The following is a 17210-nucleotide window of genomic DNA, read 5'->3' on the forward strand; positions in this document are numbered from 1 at the left end:
TCATGGCCGCAGCCATGGACTCGCTCCGCCAGGACCTCCGCTACGCGCTACGCACCCTGACACGAACCCCCGGCTTCACGCTGGCCGCGGGCCTCACGCTGGCGCTGGTCATCGGGGCGAACGCCGTCCTGTTCAGCGCCATCCACGCCATGCTGCTGCGGCCCCTGCCCTTTCCGTCGCCCGATTCGCTGGTGCGCATCTGGTGCGTGCAGGAGTCGGTGACCCACGCCTCCGTGTCACCGCCAGAGCTGCTCGGCTGGCGGGAGCACTCAAAGGGCTTCAGCCAGCTGGCGGGCTTCGGGCGCATCAACCTCAACCGGACGGGCACGGACGAACCCGAGCGGGTGCGGGCGGGGCGCATCACCCCCAACTTCTTCTCCGTGCTGGGGGTCCACCCCACGCAGGGGCGTGACTTCCGCGAAGAGGACGCCCCGCCTGGGGGCGACACCTCCGCGGTGCTGGTGAGCCATGGCTACTGGCAGCGGGCGCTCGGGGGCGCACCGGACGTGGTGGGCCAGGCGCTGCTGCTCAACGGCCGGAGCCACACGGTGGTGGGCGTGCTGCCGGAGTCCTTCTCGTTCCCGGAGTTCTCCGAGGACACGGACCTTTGGGTTCCCGAGTGGCAGGACCCGCAGCGCCACGGCAACCACTACCATTCGGTGCTGGGGCGGCTGGCACCGGGCACCTCGCTGGAGGCGGCCCGGGCGGACCTGGAGCGCGCGGCGCAAGCCATTGGCCATCCCGAGCCAGGGCAAGCGCCCCACTCCGTGCGGGTGACGGGCTGGCAGGACCACCTCACGGCCAACACGCGGGACGTGCTGTGGATGCTGTGGGCGGCGGTGGGCTTCGTGCTGCTCATCGCGTGCGCCAACGTGGCCAACCTCATGCTGGTGCGGACGTTGTCCCGGCAGCGGGATGGCGCCATCCGGGCGGCGCTGGGCGCCAGCCGGGGACGAAGGCTCCAGCAGTCCCTTGTGGAGAGCGTGCTCCTGTCCCTCTTGGGCGGCGTGCTGGGGGTCCTGCTGATGCTGTGGGGCCAGGAGCTGGTGCGCACGCTGCTGCCGGCCAGCATGCTGCGCGGGGCGCCGCTGGAGCTCAACGGCACCGTCCTGGGCTTCAGCGTGCTGCTGTCGGTGGGCACCGGCCTGCTCTTCGGCATGGCGCCCGCGCTGCATGCCTCGGGGATGAACGTGCTGCCCTTGCTGCGGCAGTCCGGCAACGCCGTGGGCGCGCGCGCCGGACATCCGCTGCGAAGCGCGCTCGTCATGGTGCAGCTCGCGCTCGCGCTGGTGCTGATGGTGGGCACGGGCCTCATCGTGCGCTCGCTGCAGAACGTCCAGGCGGTGGACCCGGGCTTCGACGCGACGGGCGTCGTCGCCGCGCGCTTGACGCTGTCCCCCGACGCGTACCAGGAAGACATGCGCAAGCGGGCCTTCTTTGACGGCGTCGCGGAGCGGCTGAGGGCGCGTCCGGGCGTGGAGGCGGTGGGCTTCGTCAACGACGCGCCGCTGGGAGGCTCGAGCTCGGCGGGCGACTTCGAGTTGGAGGGGAGCGCAACCTCGCCCGGTGAGCGCTACTACACGGACTTCCGGGTGGCCTCACCCGGCTACCTCTCCGCGATGCGCATTGGCGTGCGACAGGGCCGCGACTTCGGCACCCAGGACACGGAGAAGAGCGCACCGGTCATCATCGTCAATGAGGCCTTCGTTCGGAAGTTCCTCGGTGGAGGGGAGGCCCTGGGCCGGCGGGTGCGGCTGGGCTGGGATGACGCGCAACCCTTCCGGGAAATCGTCGGCGTGGTGGAGGACGTCCGCCATGAGACGCTCACCCAGCCGGCCCAGCCCGAAACCTACATGCCCTACGCCCAATATCCCCTGCGAGCCATGACGATGCTGGTGCGCACCCAGGGCTCACCCGCCTCGGCGCTGGCCGCGCTGCGCGAGGAGGTGAAGGCGATGGACGCAGAGCAGCCCCTCTACGACTTGCGCCCCTTCACCGAGCGGGTGGAGGAAATCCTGCTCCGCCCCAAGGCCGCCACGCGGCTGCTGGCGGCCTTCGCCGTGCTCGCCGTCCTCCTGGCCAGCGTCGGCGTCTACGGCGTGCTGGCGTATTCGGTGGGCCAACGGACGCGGGAGCTGGGCATCCGGATGGCGCTGGGGGCCCACCCGCGGCAGGTGCTGGGGTTGGTGCTCGGCCAGGGCCTGCGGTTGACGGCGGCGGGCGTGGGCGTGGGGCTCATCGCGGCCTTCGGCTGCACCCGCCTCATGGCGGCGACGCTGTACGGCGTCAGTCCCTTCGACCCGGACATCTTCCTGGGCGTGGCCCTGGCGCTGTCGGTCATCTCCCTCCTCGCTTGCTGGCTGCCCGCGCTGCGCGCCAGCCGCGTCCCGCCGTCGGTGTCCCTGCGCGCGGAGTAGGCTTCGCGCCCAAGCCGCCGCTGCCCGGGGCCCCCCCGGGCGGCTGGGGAGCGGGCACCCGGGCGGGCGAACCGGGCCCGGCCCCAGGGGATTTGCCCCCGACGGGTGGGCGGACAGGGCTGGACGGCACCTGATATGGAATAAGCCGCCCCAGCCTCCGTCGGAGTAGACGTGAACAAGCTCGCCAGCATTGCCGCCCTCTTCCTTGCCGCCACGGCGCTCGTGGTGGCCCTCTGGAGTCCACGTGAGACGGTGCAGGCTCCGGCCCCGTCCCCTCCGCCGGAGCTGCCCACCAGCGTCGCCGCGGACGTCATCAGCCTGGAGCGCCGGATGAAGGCCCTGGAGGACACGTCCATCAGCCTGTCCCGCCGGCTGATGGAGGTGGAGCGGCGCCCCACGCTGACAGCGGATGGGAAGGTGGTGGCCTCGCCGCCGCCCGCGGCGCTCGCGGCGGAGGTGGAGCAGCTGCGCGCCGAGGTGCACGGCATGGTCGCCGGCGAAGCGCTGAACTCCGCGGGTGGCCGCGACTACCTCAAGGACGCGGTGCGCAACGTCCAGGATGAGATGCGCAACGAGCAGCGCGCCCAGCGCCAGCAGCAGTGGCAGCAGGCGCAAATCCAGCAGCAGGCGCAGCAGCAGGAGCGCGTGCGCAAGTTCGTCACCGACGCGCGGCTGAACTACACCCAGGAGCAGACGCTGACGCGCCGGATGGAGGCCGAGGCCACCAAGCGCCAGGCGCTCATGGATGAGGTCCGCGCCGGCACGAAGTCCATGCGCGACATGCGCCAGGCGCTGCGCACGGAGAGCCAGCAGACCGACCAGGAGATGAACGCCCTCCTCGACGAGGCCCAGCGCGCCCAGTACCAGACGCTGCGCCGCGGAGATCGCCGCGTGGGGGGCCCCCCGGGCGGTCAGCGTGGCGGCCAGGGCCGCTGAAGCGCCGCGCCGTGACGACGGCCCCCGTCATTCGAACGGGGGCCTCGCGTTGTGGGAGATGACGAGCACCTCCTCCGGACGCCGCTCCGAGCGCGCCCAGGCCAGCAGCGCGGCGAGCGAGTCCACCGCCTTCTCCTCCGCCGTCTCCAGCGGCACATCCTCGCGGTAGGGGTAGAAGAGGTCCTTGGAGCCCAGGCTCTGCTCGGCCCAGCGCCGCCAGCCGGGCATCGTCCTGCCGGGCGCGGGTTGCAGGCCCACCACCTCGTAGCCCGCGGCGGAGAAGGGCCGGTACAGCCCCGCGACGGTGGCGCCCGTGCCGAAGCCACACACCACGCAGCGCACGGCGGGATACACGTCCCGGATGACGTCGAGCAGCCGCGTGGTCCACGACTCCACGCTCTCCACCAGCGCGCCATTGGCGAGCTGCCGGGGCCAGAACCAGCCCTGGCGCTCGTAGTCCAGCGCCAGCTCCCAGGCCTGGGTGAAGCCGTGCACGGTGCGCACCTCCCCACCGAAGCCGTTGGCTCGCAGGTACGCGGTGCCCATCGTGTCCGTGAGGGCCACCACCGGCAGCCCGCGCTCGCGGCCCAGCGCGTCCAGCGCCAGCGCCGACGACGCCCCCGACAGCTCCACCAGGCCCTTCGTCTCCGCGGGCGCGGACTCGAGGTGATGGGAGAACGTCAGGTACTTCAGACTGCCCGCCGGAAGCGCTCCACCCCAGAGCACCACCGGCCCCCCCGGCCAGGGCCGTGACAAGGGAAACACGACGCGCATGCGTGAACCTCCGTCCCCAACCTCCCCGGTGGGGGCTTCCCACGCCAGCCGCGCGGCGCGGGGGCTGTCCGGACGTGGACCCGAAGTCCGCCCGTTCACCTGCCCAGGACACTCGCCCCCGCCAGGAGGCTGAAGTGAAAAGCCTCTGCGGGAAGGCGGCTGTGCGATAGTCAGCGGCGGCTCCACATGCTGCGCCGGCTCCTTCCTACGCTCGTCGCCCTGGGTTGTGGCCTCCTGGCCCTGGGCTGGGGGCTGTTCAGCCTCCAGCGCATCTTCAGCCAGGAGCGTGATGACGCCCACGCGCAGCTGCGCTCGCGCCGGGACGCGCTGGCTCACGCGGCCGAAGAGGCCCTGCGGCAGAACCTGGCGAAGCGGCTCGACGAGCGCATCCCCACCCTCCACGCCGCCGTGGGAGACCCGCTCGAGCCCGGCGAGGGCTACTACCTCAACTTCCGCGGCTACCAGTTCCTGCCGCGCCTCACCCTCCCCATGCCGGGCACCGGGACGCCCGCGAAGGACGTGCACGCCCTGCTGCGCGCGCGGCTGAAGGACGGCGCGCCCTCCAGGGCATGGGAGCCGCGCCTCACGCGGCTGCGCGCGGTGGAGGCGGCGCTGGCGGCCCAGGACGCGCGGGGCGCGGCGACCCGCGTGGAGGAGCTGCTGCGCTACCACGCGGCGAACCGGCTGCCCCCCGAGCAGGAGCTGCCCTTCCTGCTGCTGGTGGTGGAGCGCCTTCATCGCGGCGCCGCCACCACGCCGCTGGTGCGGGCCCTGCTGCGCGAGGGACTCCCGGAGGACCTGGGCGGCTTCGCCCGGGCGTCGGGGCTGCAACGGGACGTGCTGCGCGAGCGTTCACGCTTCACGCAGGCGGACTTCGACTTCCTCCATGCGCGCATCGTCCGGGTGAGCGCCGCGCTGGGCGAGCCCACGGGCGACTTCCTGGCCCGGGCGGGCGAAGCGGGCGCGGGCATGCTGGTGATTCCCGAGGAGCTCGACGAGCCCACCCTCCTGGGCGAGTCCTGGTACGTGGCGCTGCGCGGCGAGGCGGTGTACGGCGTCGCGGTGGACCTGGAGGCGATGCTCCAGCCCATCACCCGGGACCTGCAGGCGCGCGGGCTCTTCGACGCCACGGGGCGCCTGCGGCTGCGCGCGGGCGGCGCCGTCCTCCCCCTGAGCACGCTGAAGCTGGCGGTGGACATGCCGCAGTGGGCGCGGCAGGAGGCGGACATCGACGCGCGCCATGGGCTGAAGACGCTGCTGGTGGCCGTGTGCGGCGGGCTCGCGGTGGCCATCGTCGCGCTCGCGGTGGTGGCCCAGCAGCGCAAGTACCGCTTCCTGGAGCTCAAGAGCGACTTCGTGGCCACCGTCTCCCACGAGCTGCGCACGCCCCTGGCCTCCATCCGCCTGCTGGGCGAGACGCTGGAGCGGAAGCTGGCGCAGGCGCCGGAGGTGCGTGACTACCCGGCGCGCATCGTCCAGGCCGCGGATGGGCTGCACTTCCTGGTGGAGAACATCCTGTCGTTCAACCGCATCGACAAGGGCCGCTGGACGCTGCGGACCTCGCGCGTGCGGTTGGAGGAGCTCATCCACCCGCTGCGCGACGACCTGGCCAGCGCCACCAACGTCCCCGTCCACATCACCTCCGACTTGGAAGGCGTGGAGCTGGAAGCGGACCCGGGCCTGCTGCGGATGCTGCTCTCCAACCTGGGACGCAACGCGTGTGCCTACAACCGCAGGAGCCCCGTCGAAATCTCCATCCGCGCGCAGGTGATACCCGGCTACGGCTGCACGGTGCTCTTCCAGGACAACGGCGTCGGCATCCCCGAGTCCGAGTGGGAGAACGCCTTCCTGGACTTCTACCGGCTGACGGTGCCCGGGACGGAGGTCCATGGCAGCGGGCTGGGCCTTGCCCTGTGCCGCAAAATCATGAAGCTGCACCGGGGTGACATCCAGGTGGCCTCCTCGGGGCCCGACGGAACCACCTTCGCGCTGATATTCAACGAGCCCGCTCGATGAACACCGCCACCTCCTCCCCTCCCTCGCGTCCCTCCATCCTCATCGTCGAGGACGACGCCCACCTGCGCGTCGGCCTCCGGGACAACCTGCGGGACGAGGGCTACCTCGTCGCCGAGGCCCCCAGCACCCGCGACGCGGAGCGGCTGCTGCAAGAGCGGGTGTTCGACCTGCTCATCCTGGACGTCATGCTGCCCGGCGAGGACGGCTACAGCTTCTGCCGCCGGCTGCGGACGCAGGGCAACAAGAGCATGGTGCTGATGCTCACCGCGCGCTCGCTGGAGGACGACATCCTCAAGGGCTTCGAGGTGGGCGCGCAGGACTACCTCACCAAGCCCTACCGGCTGCGGGAACTGCTGGCCCGGGTGCGCGCCCTGGTGCGCCGCTCCGGCACGGCGCCGCCGGAGCAGCTGGGCTTCAGCGGCTTCACCCTGGACCTGGGCCGGCGGCAGGTGTCGCGCGCGGACGGTTCGGGGGTGGAGCTGACGCGCACGGAGTTCGACCTGCTGGCCTTCCTGCTGCGGCACCGGGACAGGGCCCTGCCCCGAGGCGAAATCCTGGACGCCGTCTGGGGCCGCGACGTGGTGGTGGACCCACGCACGGTGGACAACTTCGTCTCCAGCCTGAAGAAGAAGCTGGGGTGGACGAGCACCTCCGGCTTCTCCATCCACACCATCCGGGGCGTGGGCTACCGCATGGAGGTCGCTTCGTCATGACACAACCATGACGAAGCGATGGCCGACCCACCGCCATTCGAAGAAGCCGACTCCGTAGGTTGACTCTTGCGTGGACAGGGCGCTCCGCAACCACCCGTCCCCGTCGGTGCCGCCCGTCTCGCACGGCCGTCACCGGGAGCGCCTGACGCAGAGGGAGGCATCCGGAATGTTCAAGTCGGTCATCGAGCGGCAGCGGGCTGGACGTCTTGGCACGGGCGTGTGGGTGTCCATCGCCCTGCATGCGGCCCTGTTCGGGGCGGTGCTCTTCATCTCCGCGAGGCCGCCGGGGCCGAGCGAGCCTCCGGAGCCGAAGGAGCTGGTGCTCCGGGTGGCGCAGCCCCCGCGCGTGGCGAAGGGCTCCCCCGCCCCCGCGCAGCCGAAGGCCGCCGTCGCGCCGCGCCCGCGTCCACGCAACCGGGACCGCGTGCCCGCGCGGGTCCCGCCGCCGGTGGTGGACGCGCCGCCCAAGCCGGTGGAGGCGGTGGCGAGCACCGACACCAGCACCGCGACGGACGAGCTGGCGAACCCGGGGGATGGCGTGCCGGGCGGACACCCGGAGGGCTACGAGGACAGCGACGTGATTGGCGTGCCATTCGTGCCCGGCTTGAGCCCCGGGCAGGAGAGCACGGGCACCGACATCCTCCCCTTCGGAGCGAGCATGACACTGCCCAGGCTGATGGGCGGCCCGGGCATCGAGTACACGCACCAGGCCATCGCCGCCCGCGTGGAGGGCACCATGACCGCCAAGTGCGTCATCACGGTGCGCGGCGACGTGACGGACTGCCGCATCATCAAGGGCCTGCCGCACATGAATGAGTCCGTGCTCGACGCGCTGCACGGCCGTCGCTACACCCCGGTGCAGTACCAGGGCCGGACGGTGAGCGTGTCCTACGTGTTCACCCTGCGGCTCAAGCTGCCCCGGTAGGGCGGCTCAGCCCCCATGGCCTCCCGCCGGCACCAGGACGTGCGTCAGGACGTACTTCTTGAGGCGCTGGCGGAGCGCATCCTCCAGGGTGAGCGTGATTTGAGGGTGGACGCGCGCGCCCACCTCGAACAACACCGCCTCCAGCAGCAGCCCCTCCTGGGCGATGGCGAAGAGGCGGTCCAGCGTGGGGTCCGAGGCGTCCGTCTTGCCCTCCGCCTTCTGGCTCTCATGGACCGCCAGCGCCGAGGCCAGGCACTCCATCTCCTCCACGGAGGTGAACTGCTCTTCGGTGGAGCCCGTCATCCGCTCCCGGTGGGACGGCTCGCCCAGCCACAGGGCCTTGCAGTTGGCGAACGCCAGCCAGGACGGGTCGTGGTTGGGGTCGAACTGGATGGAGACGCCCTCCGCGTCGCGCTCGGCGTACCCGCGCGGGACAATGGTGTCACCGCGGATGATCAGGCCCAGGTGCGCGTTGGTGCGGAAGAACTGGCGGATGACGGGGTAGCGCGGGCTCAGCGACAGACACTGCGCCCAGGCCTCCAGCGCCTCCTCGAAGCGCCCCAGCTTCGCCAGGGCGTTGCCCTGGAAGAACCAGGCACGGTGGTCATAGGGGTTGAGGGTGGTGGCGCGGACGTAGTGCGCAAGCGCGGTGGCCGCGTCTCCGGCGAAGTAGTCCGCGTCCCCCCGGAAGACCCACGCCACGTAGCACTCGGGGCACAGCTCGGTGGCCTGGGCGTACAGCTTCGCGGCCTCGGCGTAGCGCTTCGCCTGGAAGTGGGGCTCGGCCTCATCGAGCAGGGCCTTCAGCCCGGCGGGGGTGGGCCACTCGCGAATGGTGCGGCGGCCGTCCTCCACCACCACCTGGGGGACGTCAATCAGGGCCACGCGCTGAGGCCATAGCTGGTCGCCCCACCCGCCCGGAGGTGAGTCCTTGCCGTCGACCCGGTAGGCGACCTTGGAGTCCTCCAGCACCTTCATGATTTCGGAGGGCGAGAGGTACCGCGGCGTCCCGTCCTCCGCCTGGGACGTCTCGGCGGCCTCGGGGGGCGCTGCTGGGACGGGCTTCGGCGTGGACGCGCAACCCAGGACGAAGGAACAGCCGAGGACGATGAAGAATGGACGCACGCGCGAGGGCCCCTTCGAAGGATGCGAGGACAACGGCCTCCAGTCTACGCCCGGGAGTTCCTCCATCCGGAGCCTCGAAACACATCGACACATCCCGAGCCCCCTCGCCTGGGAGATGTCCACCGCCAGGCAAGCACTCCGGAAGTGGCCTGAAAGGGCTCGCGTGGCCGGCGCGCCTTCGTTAGGACCCAAGCGCCGCGCCCCACCCGGGTCGCGGTTCCGGGCGGCGAGGGCACGGTCTTCCCGGCCGTCCTCCAAGCCGCCCCGGGTTTCGGGGCAGGGACGATGCCGAGCACCTGGTACGACGCGGTGGTGGTGGGCGCGGGGTTTGGCGGACTGGCCACCGCGCTGGAGCTGACGCGGCGAGGCGCTCGCGTGGCGCTGTGCGAGTCGCTGAACTACCCCGGCGGCTGCGCCAGCACCTTCCAGCGGGGCGGCCATGCCTTCGAAGCAGGGGCCACGCTCTTCTCGGGCTTCGAGCCGCACCAGCTCTTCGGCCGGTGGATTCGGGAGCTCGCCCTGCCCGTCACGGTGGAGTGGCTGGACCCCGTGGTGGAGCTGCGGACCTCCACCTCGCGGCTTGCCGTGTACCGGGACCGCGAGCGCTTCATCGAAACCCTGTGCGCCCTGCCCCATGCCCCCGCGCCCGCGGTGCGGCGCCTCTTCGCGCTCCAGGCGCAGGTGGCCGGCGCCCTGTGGCCCCTCTTCGATGACCCGACGCTGCTGCCCCCGTTGGACGTGCGCGCCCTGCTGCGCCACGCGGGCCGGGCGCTCCAGTATCCCCCGCTGCTGCGGTGGCTGGGACGCCCCCTGGGCGCGGTGCTGGAGCACCTGGGGCTGACGGCGTTCGCGCCGCTGCGCACGTACCTGGACGCGCTCTGCCAGATTACCGTCCAGTGCAGCGCGGCCGAGGCGGAGGCCCTCTTCGCCCTGGCCGCCATGGACTACTACTGGCGCGGCACGGGCCACGTCCGGGGCGGCATCGGTCAGCTCGCGCGGGCCCTGACGGGCGCGGTGGAGGCCCAGGGAGGCACCATCCTGCTGGCCAACCGGGTGAAGGCCGTGACGCCGGTCGCCGGAGGATGGAGCGTGAGCGCGCGCCGAGGCGAGCTGCGGACACGGCACGTGGTGGCCAACGTGCTGCCGCGGAGCTTGAGCCGGCTGCTGGGCGTTCCCCTGGAGACGATGCCCCGCTTGGACAGGCTGTCCCAGCGCGTCGAGTCCGGCTGGGGTGCGGCGATGCGATACCTGGTGGTGCGCGCACCCGACGGGGCGGCTGGACACGCGCATCATCTGGAGCTGGTGGAGGACCCGGCCGCGCCGTTCATCGAAGGCAACCACCTGTTCATGTCCATCAGCGGCGAGGCCGACATGGGCCGAGCGCCACCGGGCCACCGCACCGTGACGGTGTCCACCCATGTGCCATTGACGACGCTCTCCGGGCTCCCCGTGGAGGCACAACGTGGCTACGTGGAGCGCATCCAGGCGCGGATGGACCAGGGGCTGCGGCGGCTCGCGCCGGAGTGGCTGGAGGGTCAGACGCACGCGATGACGGCCTCCCCCCGCACGTATCAGCGCTTCACGCAGCGCGACGCGGGCGCGGTGGGCGGCGTGCCCCGGCGCGCGGGCCTGGAGAACTACCGGCACCTGGGCCCCTTCCACGTCCGGGAGGGACTGTGGCTGGTGGGGGACTCGGTGTTCCCCGGCCAGAGCACCCTGGCCACCGCGGTGGGCGGCGTGCGCACCGCCGCGAGCATCGCCTCGCGAAGCTGAGGAAGGCTCCACTCAGGCGTCGAGCAGGTCCGCCCAGAAGCGCACCAGCCGCCACACGTCCATCAGCGCCTGCGGCCCATCCATCTCCGCATGGGTGATGAGCGGCGTGGCCAGCGCGTGGACCTCGGTGTGGGGGCTCAGGGCCGCGGCCAGCCGGCGGGACTCCATGGCGGGAATCACCGTGTCCCCCGCGCCGTGCAGCAGGAAGACAGGCGCGGTGGGCGGCGGCGAGCGCTCCGGTGACAGCGCCGGGTCCGCGGCGAAGGTCTTCACGAAGGGCAGCAAGCGTGGGCCCAGCGCCGCCACGTCGCGCGCGTTCACGTAGCCCATCAACGTGGCCGCCGGCTCGGGCAGCTCCGCCTGGAGCTCGCGCGCCCTGGCGAACGTCTCCGCCGCGAGGCGGCCATCCACCATGGCCTGATGCGATGCGCGCAGGAAGGTCCGGATGCCAGCGCGGAGGGGCTCCACCTGCTCGGCCGGCACCAGCTTCTCCGCCACGTTGAGCAGAATGATGACCACGCCATAGTCATGCGGGGCCAGATGACTTCCGTCCGGCAGCTCGCCCGAGCACAGGAAGGTGAGCACGCGCGGCAAGTCCCCATGCCCGCCGAAGGAGAGCGTGGCCGCAACCCTGTCCTTCAAGGCGGGTCGTCCCGCCGCCACCACGGACAGGCCGCCGGAGAAGCTGATGCCGAACAGGTTCACCTTCCCGCCGGGCGACAGGTCCGCTTGCGACGCGGCCCACACGGCGGCGTCTTCGATGATGTCCGGCAGGCGCGGCGTGATTTCGTAGCGCAGCAGGTCCGGCGGCTCCGGGGTGAGCACCGGCTGGCCGCCCATGGCCAGGTCCTCCGCCAGCGTCACCAGCCGAGGCTCGTCGATGCCATCCGCGTGGACGCCCGAGGTCAGCACCACCGTGCGCCCGCGCTGCGTCAACGGCCGGTACAGCCGGGCACGCACCGAGCCGTGACGCGTGGGCACCTGAATGTCACTCACGTCGAAGGGGACGGTGCGCCAGTCCGCGAGCGCCGTCTCCACGCGGCCCTGCATGCCCGCCGCGCGCACCACCAGCGACAGGCCCCGCAGCCACCCCGGCACCACCCACAGGCCCGCGGCCAGCAGCGCCACCAGCGACGCCGCCAGGCTCCGCCGCACCAACCGGCTCATTGGAAGAGGTGCTCCACGAAGGTGCACAGGCGCTCGCGCTCGAAGGGCTTCTCCAGCAGCCCGCGCGTGCGGCGGCCCACGAACTCACGCGCCTGCGCGGTGAAGGCGCCCCCCGTCATCAGCCCGGTGCGCAGCGCGAGGTCTGGCGCCAGCCGCTCCAGCTCCACCACGAAGTCCAGCCCGCTCATGCCCGGCATCATCACGTCGCACAGGATGGCATCGAACCGCTCCCCCATGGAGAGCAAGCGCAGGGCCTCGCGCGCGTCCTGGACGACGTGAATCTCATACACGTCACGCACCAGCCGGCTCACCGAGTTGCCCACGGAGGGCTCGTCATCGATGAGCAGCAGCCGCCGGCGGATGCGAGCGACCGCTGGCTCCAGCAGCTGCGCTGACGCCGCGCCCTCCGTCTGGCCCGCGGCCTGCGTGGGAAGGACGATGCGGAAGGTGCTGCCCCAGCCGGGCGCGCTGGAGACCTCGATGCGTCCCCCCATGGCCTGCACCAGCGTGAGGCTGATGGACAGCCCCAGCCCCGTGCCCTCTCCGACGGGACGGGTGGAGAAGAACGGGTCGAAGATGCGGCGCTGCACGTCCGGCGCCATGCCGTGCCCGTTGTCGGAGACCTCCAGCTCCACGTGCCGGCTGCTGCTGGCGCGCAGGGACACCCGCAGCCGGTTCTCCTCGGGCGCACGGTCCGGCAGCGCCTGGAGCGCGTTCAACAGCAGGTTCACGACAATCTGGGTGAGGCGCGCTTCGTTGCCATGAACGGGCAGCACCGGCTCCAGCGTGCACGTCAGCCGGGCGACCAACCCCAACTGGTTGCGGAGCAGCCGCAGCGCGCCGTCCACCACATGCACCATGTCCACCGGGCCGTGCAGCTCCTCATCCGCGCGGGAGAAGGTGCGCAGGTCGCGGACAATCGCGCTGACGCGGCCAGCGCCTTCCTGGGCCTCCGCCACCACCTCACGCAGCTCCATGAGCTGGTCGTGAGACAGCTCCGGCTGGGAGAGCAGCTCACGCAGGTACGAGAGGTTGGAGCTGACGTAGGACAGGGGGTTGTTGATTTCGTGCGCGACGCCCGCGGCGAGCGTGCCAATCGACGCCATCCGGTCCGCCAGCACCCACTGCGACTCCAGCCGCGCGCGGTCCGTGACCTCGTGGAGGCTCGGCGTGGGCGTGGCGTCCCCCTCCGACAGCGCCCACAGGCGCCGGCGCAGGCTCGCGAGCCGCACGCCCCAGTGTGTCCCGGGCGCGGGCAGGCACTCATCCGCGCCGGCTTCGGCCAGCGCGTCGGCTTCCACGGGCGCGCGGTTCGTGAGCACGACCAGGTGCGTGCGGGGCACCCCGCGCAGGGCATTCAACCGCTGACAGCTCGTGCACAGCTCCGACAAGAGGCCCCCGTCGTCCCACAGGACGATGAGTCCCTCGGAGATGGCCGCGGGCAACGTCCCCGCCAGGGGCACACGCAAAATCTGGCAGTTCCGTCCCGTGTCGGACTCGAGAATCCCTCGCTCGACCTCCTCCGACACCTCGGGAGGTAATGCCACCAGCGTCACAAACACGGCGTCAATCCTCCGGCCCCATGAGCCCCGGGTTCCGCGCGCGGGAGCCGGAGCCACGCGCCCATTGCAGCGCCCGCGCGCTCCACGGTCAACGTCGTCGCGTCGCCGACAGTTCTCTGCCCTTCCGAGCGGTGGTTCCCGGGACCCGGCGGGTCGCCGTCGCCACCACCTGAGGCCCCACGGCGCACGCCTGCAGCAGCGGGCAGCGGCCGCAATTCTCCGCCACGGGTTGGGCGGGGCAGGCCCCACTCATGCCGTAGTGACACAGGGCGAAGTCGTAACGGACGGGGTCTGCCGGGTCCAACACGCGCAACGCGGCGGTCACCTCCTCCGCCGTGCGCCACGTCAAATCATTGCGGCGGGTCAATCCCAGGTGCCGCGAGATGCGACCCAGGTGGGTGTCCAGGGGAATCAGGAGCGCGGAAGGTGGCACGCGCTTCCAGATGCCGAAGTCCACGGTGTCCGGCCCCCGCACCATCCACCGGAGGTAGAGGTTGAGTCGCTTGGCCGCCCCCCCGCCCAGCGGCGAGGGCAGCAGGTGATTCAGCCCGCGCTCCGGCCCCAGGGCCTTTCGCAGGGCGTCCATGGGGATGGCGCGCAGGCCCGTCGTGAAGTGGTCCAGCGCGCCGTGCAGGGTGTCACGCGTCTGGAGTCCCTGGAGGAACAGCGCCTCCAGGCTGCCCAGCTCCCGCAGCACGCGGCCCATGCCCAGCAGGAGCACCGCCACGTCCGTGCCCACGTTGAAGCGGTACACGAAGCCTTCAAGCAGCGCCCGCGCCCCCGCCACGTCGAGCGCCGCGGCGAAGGCGGCGGGAGATGGCCCCATGCGGCGCAGCAGCGCGTCCACCTTGGGACGGAACAGGTCCGCGCGGCCGTATGCCAACCCGGCCGCCAGCAGCGCGCTGACCTCGATGTCTCGCGCGTCCTGGTAGCGATGTGGGAACTCCACCGGATCAAACGCGATGCGGGCCCGCGCGTCGGTGGACGTCAGCACGGCCTCCAGCCGGGGCCGGAGGTGCTCGGCGGCTCGCGGGGAAAGCCCGGTGGTGGCCAAGACGGTGCGGCTCCTCGAGCGCGGTGTCACGACGGGGACTCCCACATGGTGCAGGAACGGCGGGCCGCCGTCCCGTCTTCCCTCAAAGCGCCAGCAGCACGTCCAGCTGTGCCTTCACGGCACTCGCCTCGTCATGCTTCCCGAGCTTCTCGTAGAGCGCCACCGCGTCCCGCCGCTCTTGAAGCTCGCGGTCGACGACGGCCTGCACGGCCTCCGGCGTCAGCGCCAGCCGGGGCACTTCACCACTCCCCAGTCCACCCGCGCTTCCAGCGAACCCGTCACCCACGGCGGCGGGTGCCACGCGCAGGTCCGGTGCCTCCGCGTTGTCGATGGCCGCGAGCGTCTCGCGAAGCACCGCCGCCGCCTGTGTACTCCGCGCGCGCATGGCATCCTTCAATGCGGAGCGCAGCGCCGCCTTCCACTCATCCACGGTTCGCATGCGCGCACCCTATCGACGCGCGTGGGGTGGCTCAAGGTGCGCGCTCCGTCAGAGGTCTCCAGGCCCAGGCAGCGACGCGGCCTGGAGACCCGACGCACCCGGAGCGTTAACGCAGCAACGCGGACGGCTGCACGGCGAAGATGAGGTCGTCGTGGTCGTTGTAGTTGCCCTCCATGCAAGGCGTCGTGCTTCCGCGGTTGCGGAAGACCGCGCGCACGGCATGGACGACGGTGCCCTCCGGCAGCGTGTAGGTGGCGGACAACGTGTGGAGGCCCTTGGACGGGACGGGCAGCGTGGCGATGTGCTGCCAGGCGGGGTTGTTGGCGTCGGTCGTGTAGAACAGGTCCAGCTTGTCGTTGATCTTGTTGTAGGCGAAGACCGTCGCGTCGACGCGCACCAGCTTGCCCGGCGCGAACGCCGTTTCGTCCACGGTGGACACCACGATGCGCTCGTTCGACTGGTCCACCAGGTGCGTGCCCGACAAGCCGTCCCTGCAGGAGTTCTTGAGGGTGTTCGACGCGTTCACCTCGGGCCCGACGAAGCCGCCGCGGCCGTTGAGCAGCGTGCCGGAGTCACACGCGTTGGAGACCGAGGCACACCGCGGCGCCCTCAGGATGGGGTCGAAGCCAGCCGTGCTGGTCGCGTTGCTCACCGTCACGGTCACCGCGCTGCTGGTCGCCGCGACGCCCACGAGGTCAACCGCCCGCGCCGTCACGGCGTGGCTGCCGTTGGGCACCGCGGCCGTGTCCCAGTCGAACGCGTACGGCGCGGTGGTGTCCGTCGCCTTCAGTTCGCCATCCACGAAGAACTCCACGCGGTTCACGCCGGAAGCATCCGTGGCGGAAGCCGTGACAGTCGTCACGCCAGACACCGTGCTGCCGGCGGCGGGAGCGGTGATGGCGACCTCCGGCGGCGTCTCGTCAATGACCACCCCACCCTTGGCCAGCTCCGCCACGTACGCGGCGGCCAGCTTCGCGAACTTGAGCGCGTGGCGGGCGTCGCCCCCGCTGTTGTGGAGCGTGTCATTGACGGTGTGGATGTACGGGTTGGAGTTGTTCAGCGGCCCCTCGAAGGGCATCGAGGCCGCGAAGCCCGCGCTCGTCCATGACGCGTGGTCCGAGCACGCGTAGCCACACATCGTCGTGGTCCACTCCAGCTCGGGCTGATACGTGTCGATGAGGCTGGTGACGAAGGTGTTCTGCGCCGCGTTCGTCCGGTCGCTCACCAGGGCCACGTCGACGTCCGACCGCTCCTGGTAGTTCGTCATGTCGAGCTGCAGCACACCCACCACGTCGATGTCATCCGCGGCGTACTTCGTGGCGATCGCCGAGGAGCCACGCAGGCCCACTTCCTCGGCCGCATAGGCCATGAACTTCACGGTGCGCTCCGGGCGGTAGTTCTGGAGCATGGCCACGCGAATCACCTCGGTGAGCGTGGCGATGCCCGAGGCATCGTCGTCCGCGCCGGGCGCCGTGCTGCCGCTGCTGGTGGAGTCCAGGTGGCCACCGAGCACGACGACCTCTTCCGACAGGGTCGTGCCGGTGATGGTCAAGATGACGGAGGGCTGCGCCCACGAGGCGTGGTTGAAGAACTCGACGGTGACGTCGGAGCGCGTCGCCGGAACCAGCGACTCCCAGTACCCCTTCAGCCAGTTGGCGGACGTCACGCCCGTCGTCGACGTGTAGTAGCGCGTCGCGTAGCTGGACAGGTGGTCGATGACCCCTCGGATGGCCAGCTCCTGAACCCCCGCTTGCAACGCGTTGACCGTCGACGCGTTGTCGAGGCTGTACGTGACGGCCGTGGCCTTGGCGGCCTTCGCCGCGGCTGACGGGTCCAGGGCGGCGAGCGCGGCGGCTTCCGTGTCGTGGTAGATGAAGCCACCGCAGCGGTTGAGCTTCTCGTGCATCATCCGCGAGATGAGGTTGAGCTGGGACTCCCGCACGCGCAGCGCGGTGACGTCCGCCTTCTGCCCGCTCATCGAAGGCGCCGCATGCCCGGCGCTGGCGAAGGCGGCGTTGACGTGTTCGAGGGCATCGGAGCCGAGGGTGATCCACACCTCGGGGTCGGGAGCCTGCGACGGGGGCGCCTTCGCGAACGCCGAGACACTACAGAGCACCAGGAGGACTGAAGCGAGGCGCTTCATGTTCATACGTTTCTCCACTGCCATGCGGGGACGTGCGGTTGAGATGGCAGGGAGAGAAATCCCCGCCTTCGCCGTCAACTTACACTTCCGGCGAAAACAGGGGACATTGCTCGCGACGAAACACGCCAGCCTCAGCCATTCTCATGGATTGAGACAAGCGCGGCGT

13 protein-coding genes are annotated in these 17210 nt (G+C 71.2%); 6 read left to right on the plus strand and 7 right to left on the minus strand.

Annotation, left to right across the window (positions count from 1 at the left end):
• Window positions 1-2: 2 nt before the first annotated feature.
• Both HV826_RS12655 and HV826_RS12660 read left to right on the plus strand, forming a co-directional pair.
• Window positions 3-2417: an ABC transporter permease gene (locus HV826_RS12655; RefSeq protein WP_255217190.1), complete on the plus strand. Its 2415-nt coding sequence runs from the start codon at window positions 3-5 to the stop codon at window positions 2415-2417.
• A gap of 171 nt (window positions 2418-2588) precedes the next feature.
• Window positions 2589-3353: a hypothetical protein gene (locus HV826_RS12660; protein ID WP_176417275.1), complete on the plus strand. Its 765-nt coding sequence runs from the start codon at window positions 2589-2591 to the stop codon at window positions 3351-3353.
• A 27-nt stretch (window positions 3354-3380) separates the two neighbouring features.
• Here the strand turns inward: HV826_RS12660 and HV826_RS12665 are convergent, their stop codons facing one another.
• Window positions 3381-4127, minus strand: a complete 747-nt coding sequence (locus HV826_RS12665; RefSeq protein ID WP_217917467.1) for a pyridoxal-phosphate dependent enzyme — start codon at window positions 4125-4127, stop codon at window positions 3381-3383.
• 186 nt (window positions 4128-4313) lie between these two features.
• On the opposite strand from HV826_RS12665, the gene HV826_RS12670 reads away from it, so the two are divergent.
• The 3 genes from HV826_RS12670 to HV826_RS12680 all read left to right on the plus strand — a co-directional run bounded on the left by HV826_RS12670 (window position 4314) and on the right by HV826_RS12680 (window position 7781).
• Window positions 4314-6143 (plus strand): HAMP domain-containing sensor histidine kinase, encoded by a 1830-nt coding sequence (locus HV826_RS12670; RefSeq protein ID WP_176417277.1) that lies wholly within the window; start codon window positions 4314-4316, stop codon window positions 6141-6143.
• A complete protein-coding gene (locus tag HV826_RS12675; protein ID WP_176417278.1) occupies window positions 6140-6856 on the plus strand; it encodes a response regulator transcription factor in 717 nt (238 codons plus the stop codon). The genes HV826_RS12670 and HV826_RS12675 overlap by 4 nt, the downstream gene beginning before the upstream one ends.
• 166 nt (window positions 6857-7022) lie before the next feature.
• The gene (locus HV826_RS12680; RefSeq protein ID WP_176417279.1) at window positions 7023-7781 is read left to right on the plus strand and encodes an energy transducer TonB; all 759 of its coding nucleotides are present in this window, start codon (window positions 7023-7025) and stop codon (window positions 7779-7781) included.
• Window positions 7782-7787: 6 nt separating this feature from the next.
• On the opposite strand, the gene HV826_RS12685 is transcribed toward HV826_RS12680, so the two are convergent.
• Complete coding sequence (locus tag HV826_RS12685; RefSeq protein WP_368670904.1) at window positions 7788-8906, minus strand: tetratricopeptide repeat protein; 1119 nt, start codon at window positions 8904-8906, stop codon at window positions 7788-7790.
• Between the two features lie 285 nt (window positions 8907-9191).
• Here HV826_RS12685 and HV826_RS12690 point away from each other — a divergent pair, with 285 nt between their 5' ends.
• On the plus strand, window positions 9192-10679 hold the full coding sequence (locus HV826_RS12690) for an NAD(P)/FAD-dependent oxidoreductase (protein WP_176417281.1): 1488 nt from the start codon (window positions 9192-9194) through the stop codon (window positions 10677-10679).
• Window positions 10680-10691: 12 nt separating this feature from the next.
• Here HV826_RS12690 and HV826_RS12695 read toward each other — a convergent pair whose 3' ends face one another.
• The 5 genes from HV826_RS12695 to HV826_RS12715 all read right to left on the minus strand — a co-directional run bounded on the left by HV826_RS12695 (window position 10692) and on the right by HV826_RS12715 (window position 17050).
• Window positions 10692-11846 carry a hypothetical protein gene (locus HV826_RS12695; RefSeq protein WP_176417282.1) on the minus strand — a complete coding sequence of 385 codons (1155 nt, stop codon included), beginning with the start codon at window positions 11844-11846 and terminating at the stop codon, window positions 10692-10694.
• A complete protein-coding gene (locus HV826_RS12700; RefSeq protein ID WP_176417283.1) occupies window positions 11843-13408 on the minus strand; it encodes an ATP-binding protein in 1566 nt (521 codons plus the stop codon). The genes HV826_RS12695 and HV826_RS12700 overlap by 4 nt, the downstream gene beginning before the upstream one ends.
• Before the next feature lie 88 nt (window positions 13409-13496).
• Entirely contained in the window at window positions 13497-14462 is a 966-nt protein-coding gene (locus HV826_RS12705; RefSeq protein WP_217917466.1) for a TIGR02757 family protein, read from the minus strand.
• An 82-nt stretch (window positions 14463-14544) separates the two neighbouring features.
• Window positions 14545-14901: a GatB/YqeY domain-containing protein gene (locus HV826_RS12710; RefSeq protein ID WP_176417284.1), complete on the minus strand. Its 357-nt coding sequence runs from the start codon at window positions 14899-14901 to the stop codon at window positions 14545-14547.
• Window positions 14902-15007: 106 nt separating this feature from the next.
• Window positions 15008-17050 carry a M20/M25/M40 family metallo-hydrolase gene (locus tag HV826_RS12715; protein WP_176417285.1) on the minus strand — a complete coding sequence of 681 codons (2043 nt, stop codon included), beginning with the start codon at window positions 17048-17050 and terminating at the stop codon, window positions 15008-15010.
• Window positions 17051-17210 lie beyond the last annotated feature (160 nt).

The organism is Myxococcus sp. AM010 (assembly GCF_013372585.1).
GTDB lineage: Bacteria > Myxococcota > Myxococcia > Myxococcales > Myxococcaceae > Myxococcus > Myxococcus vastator.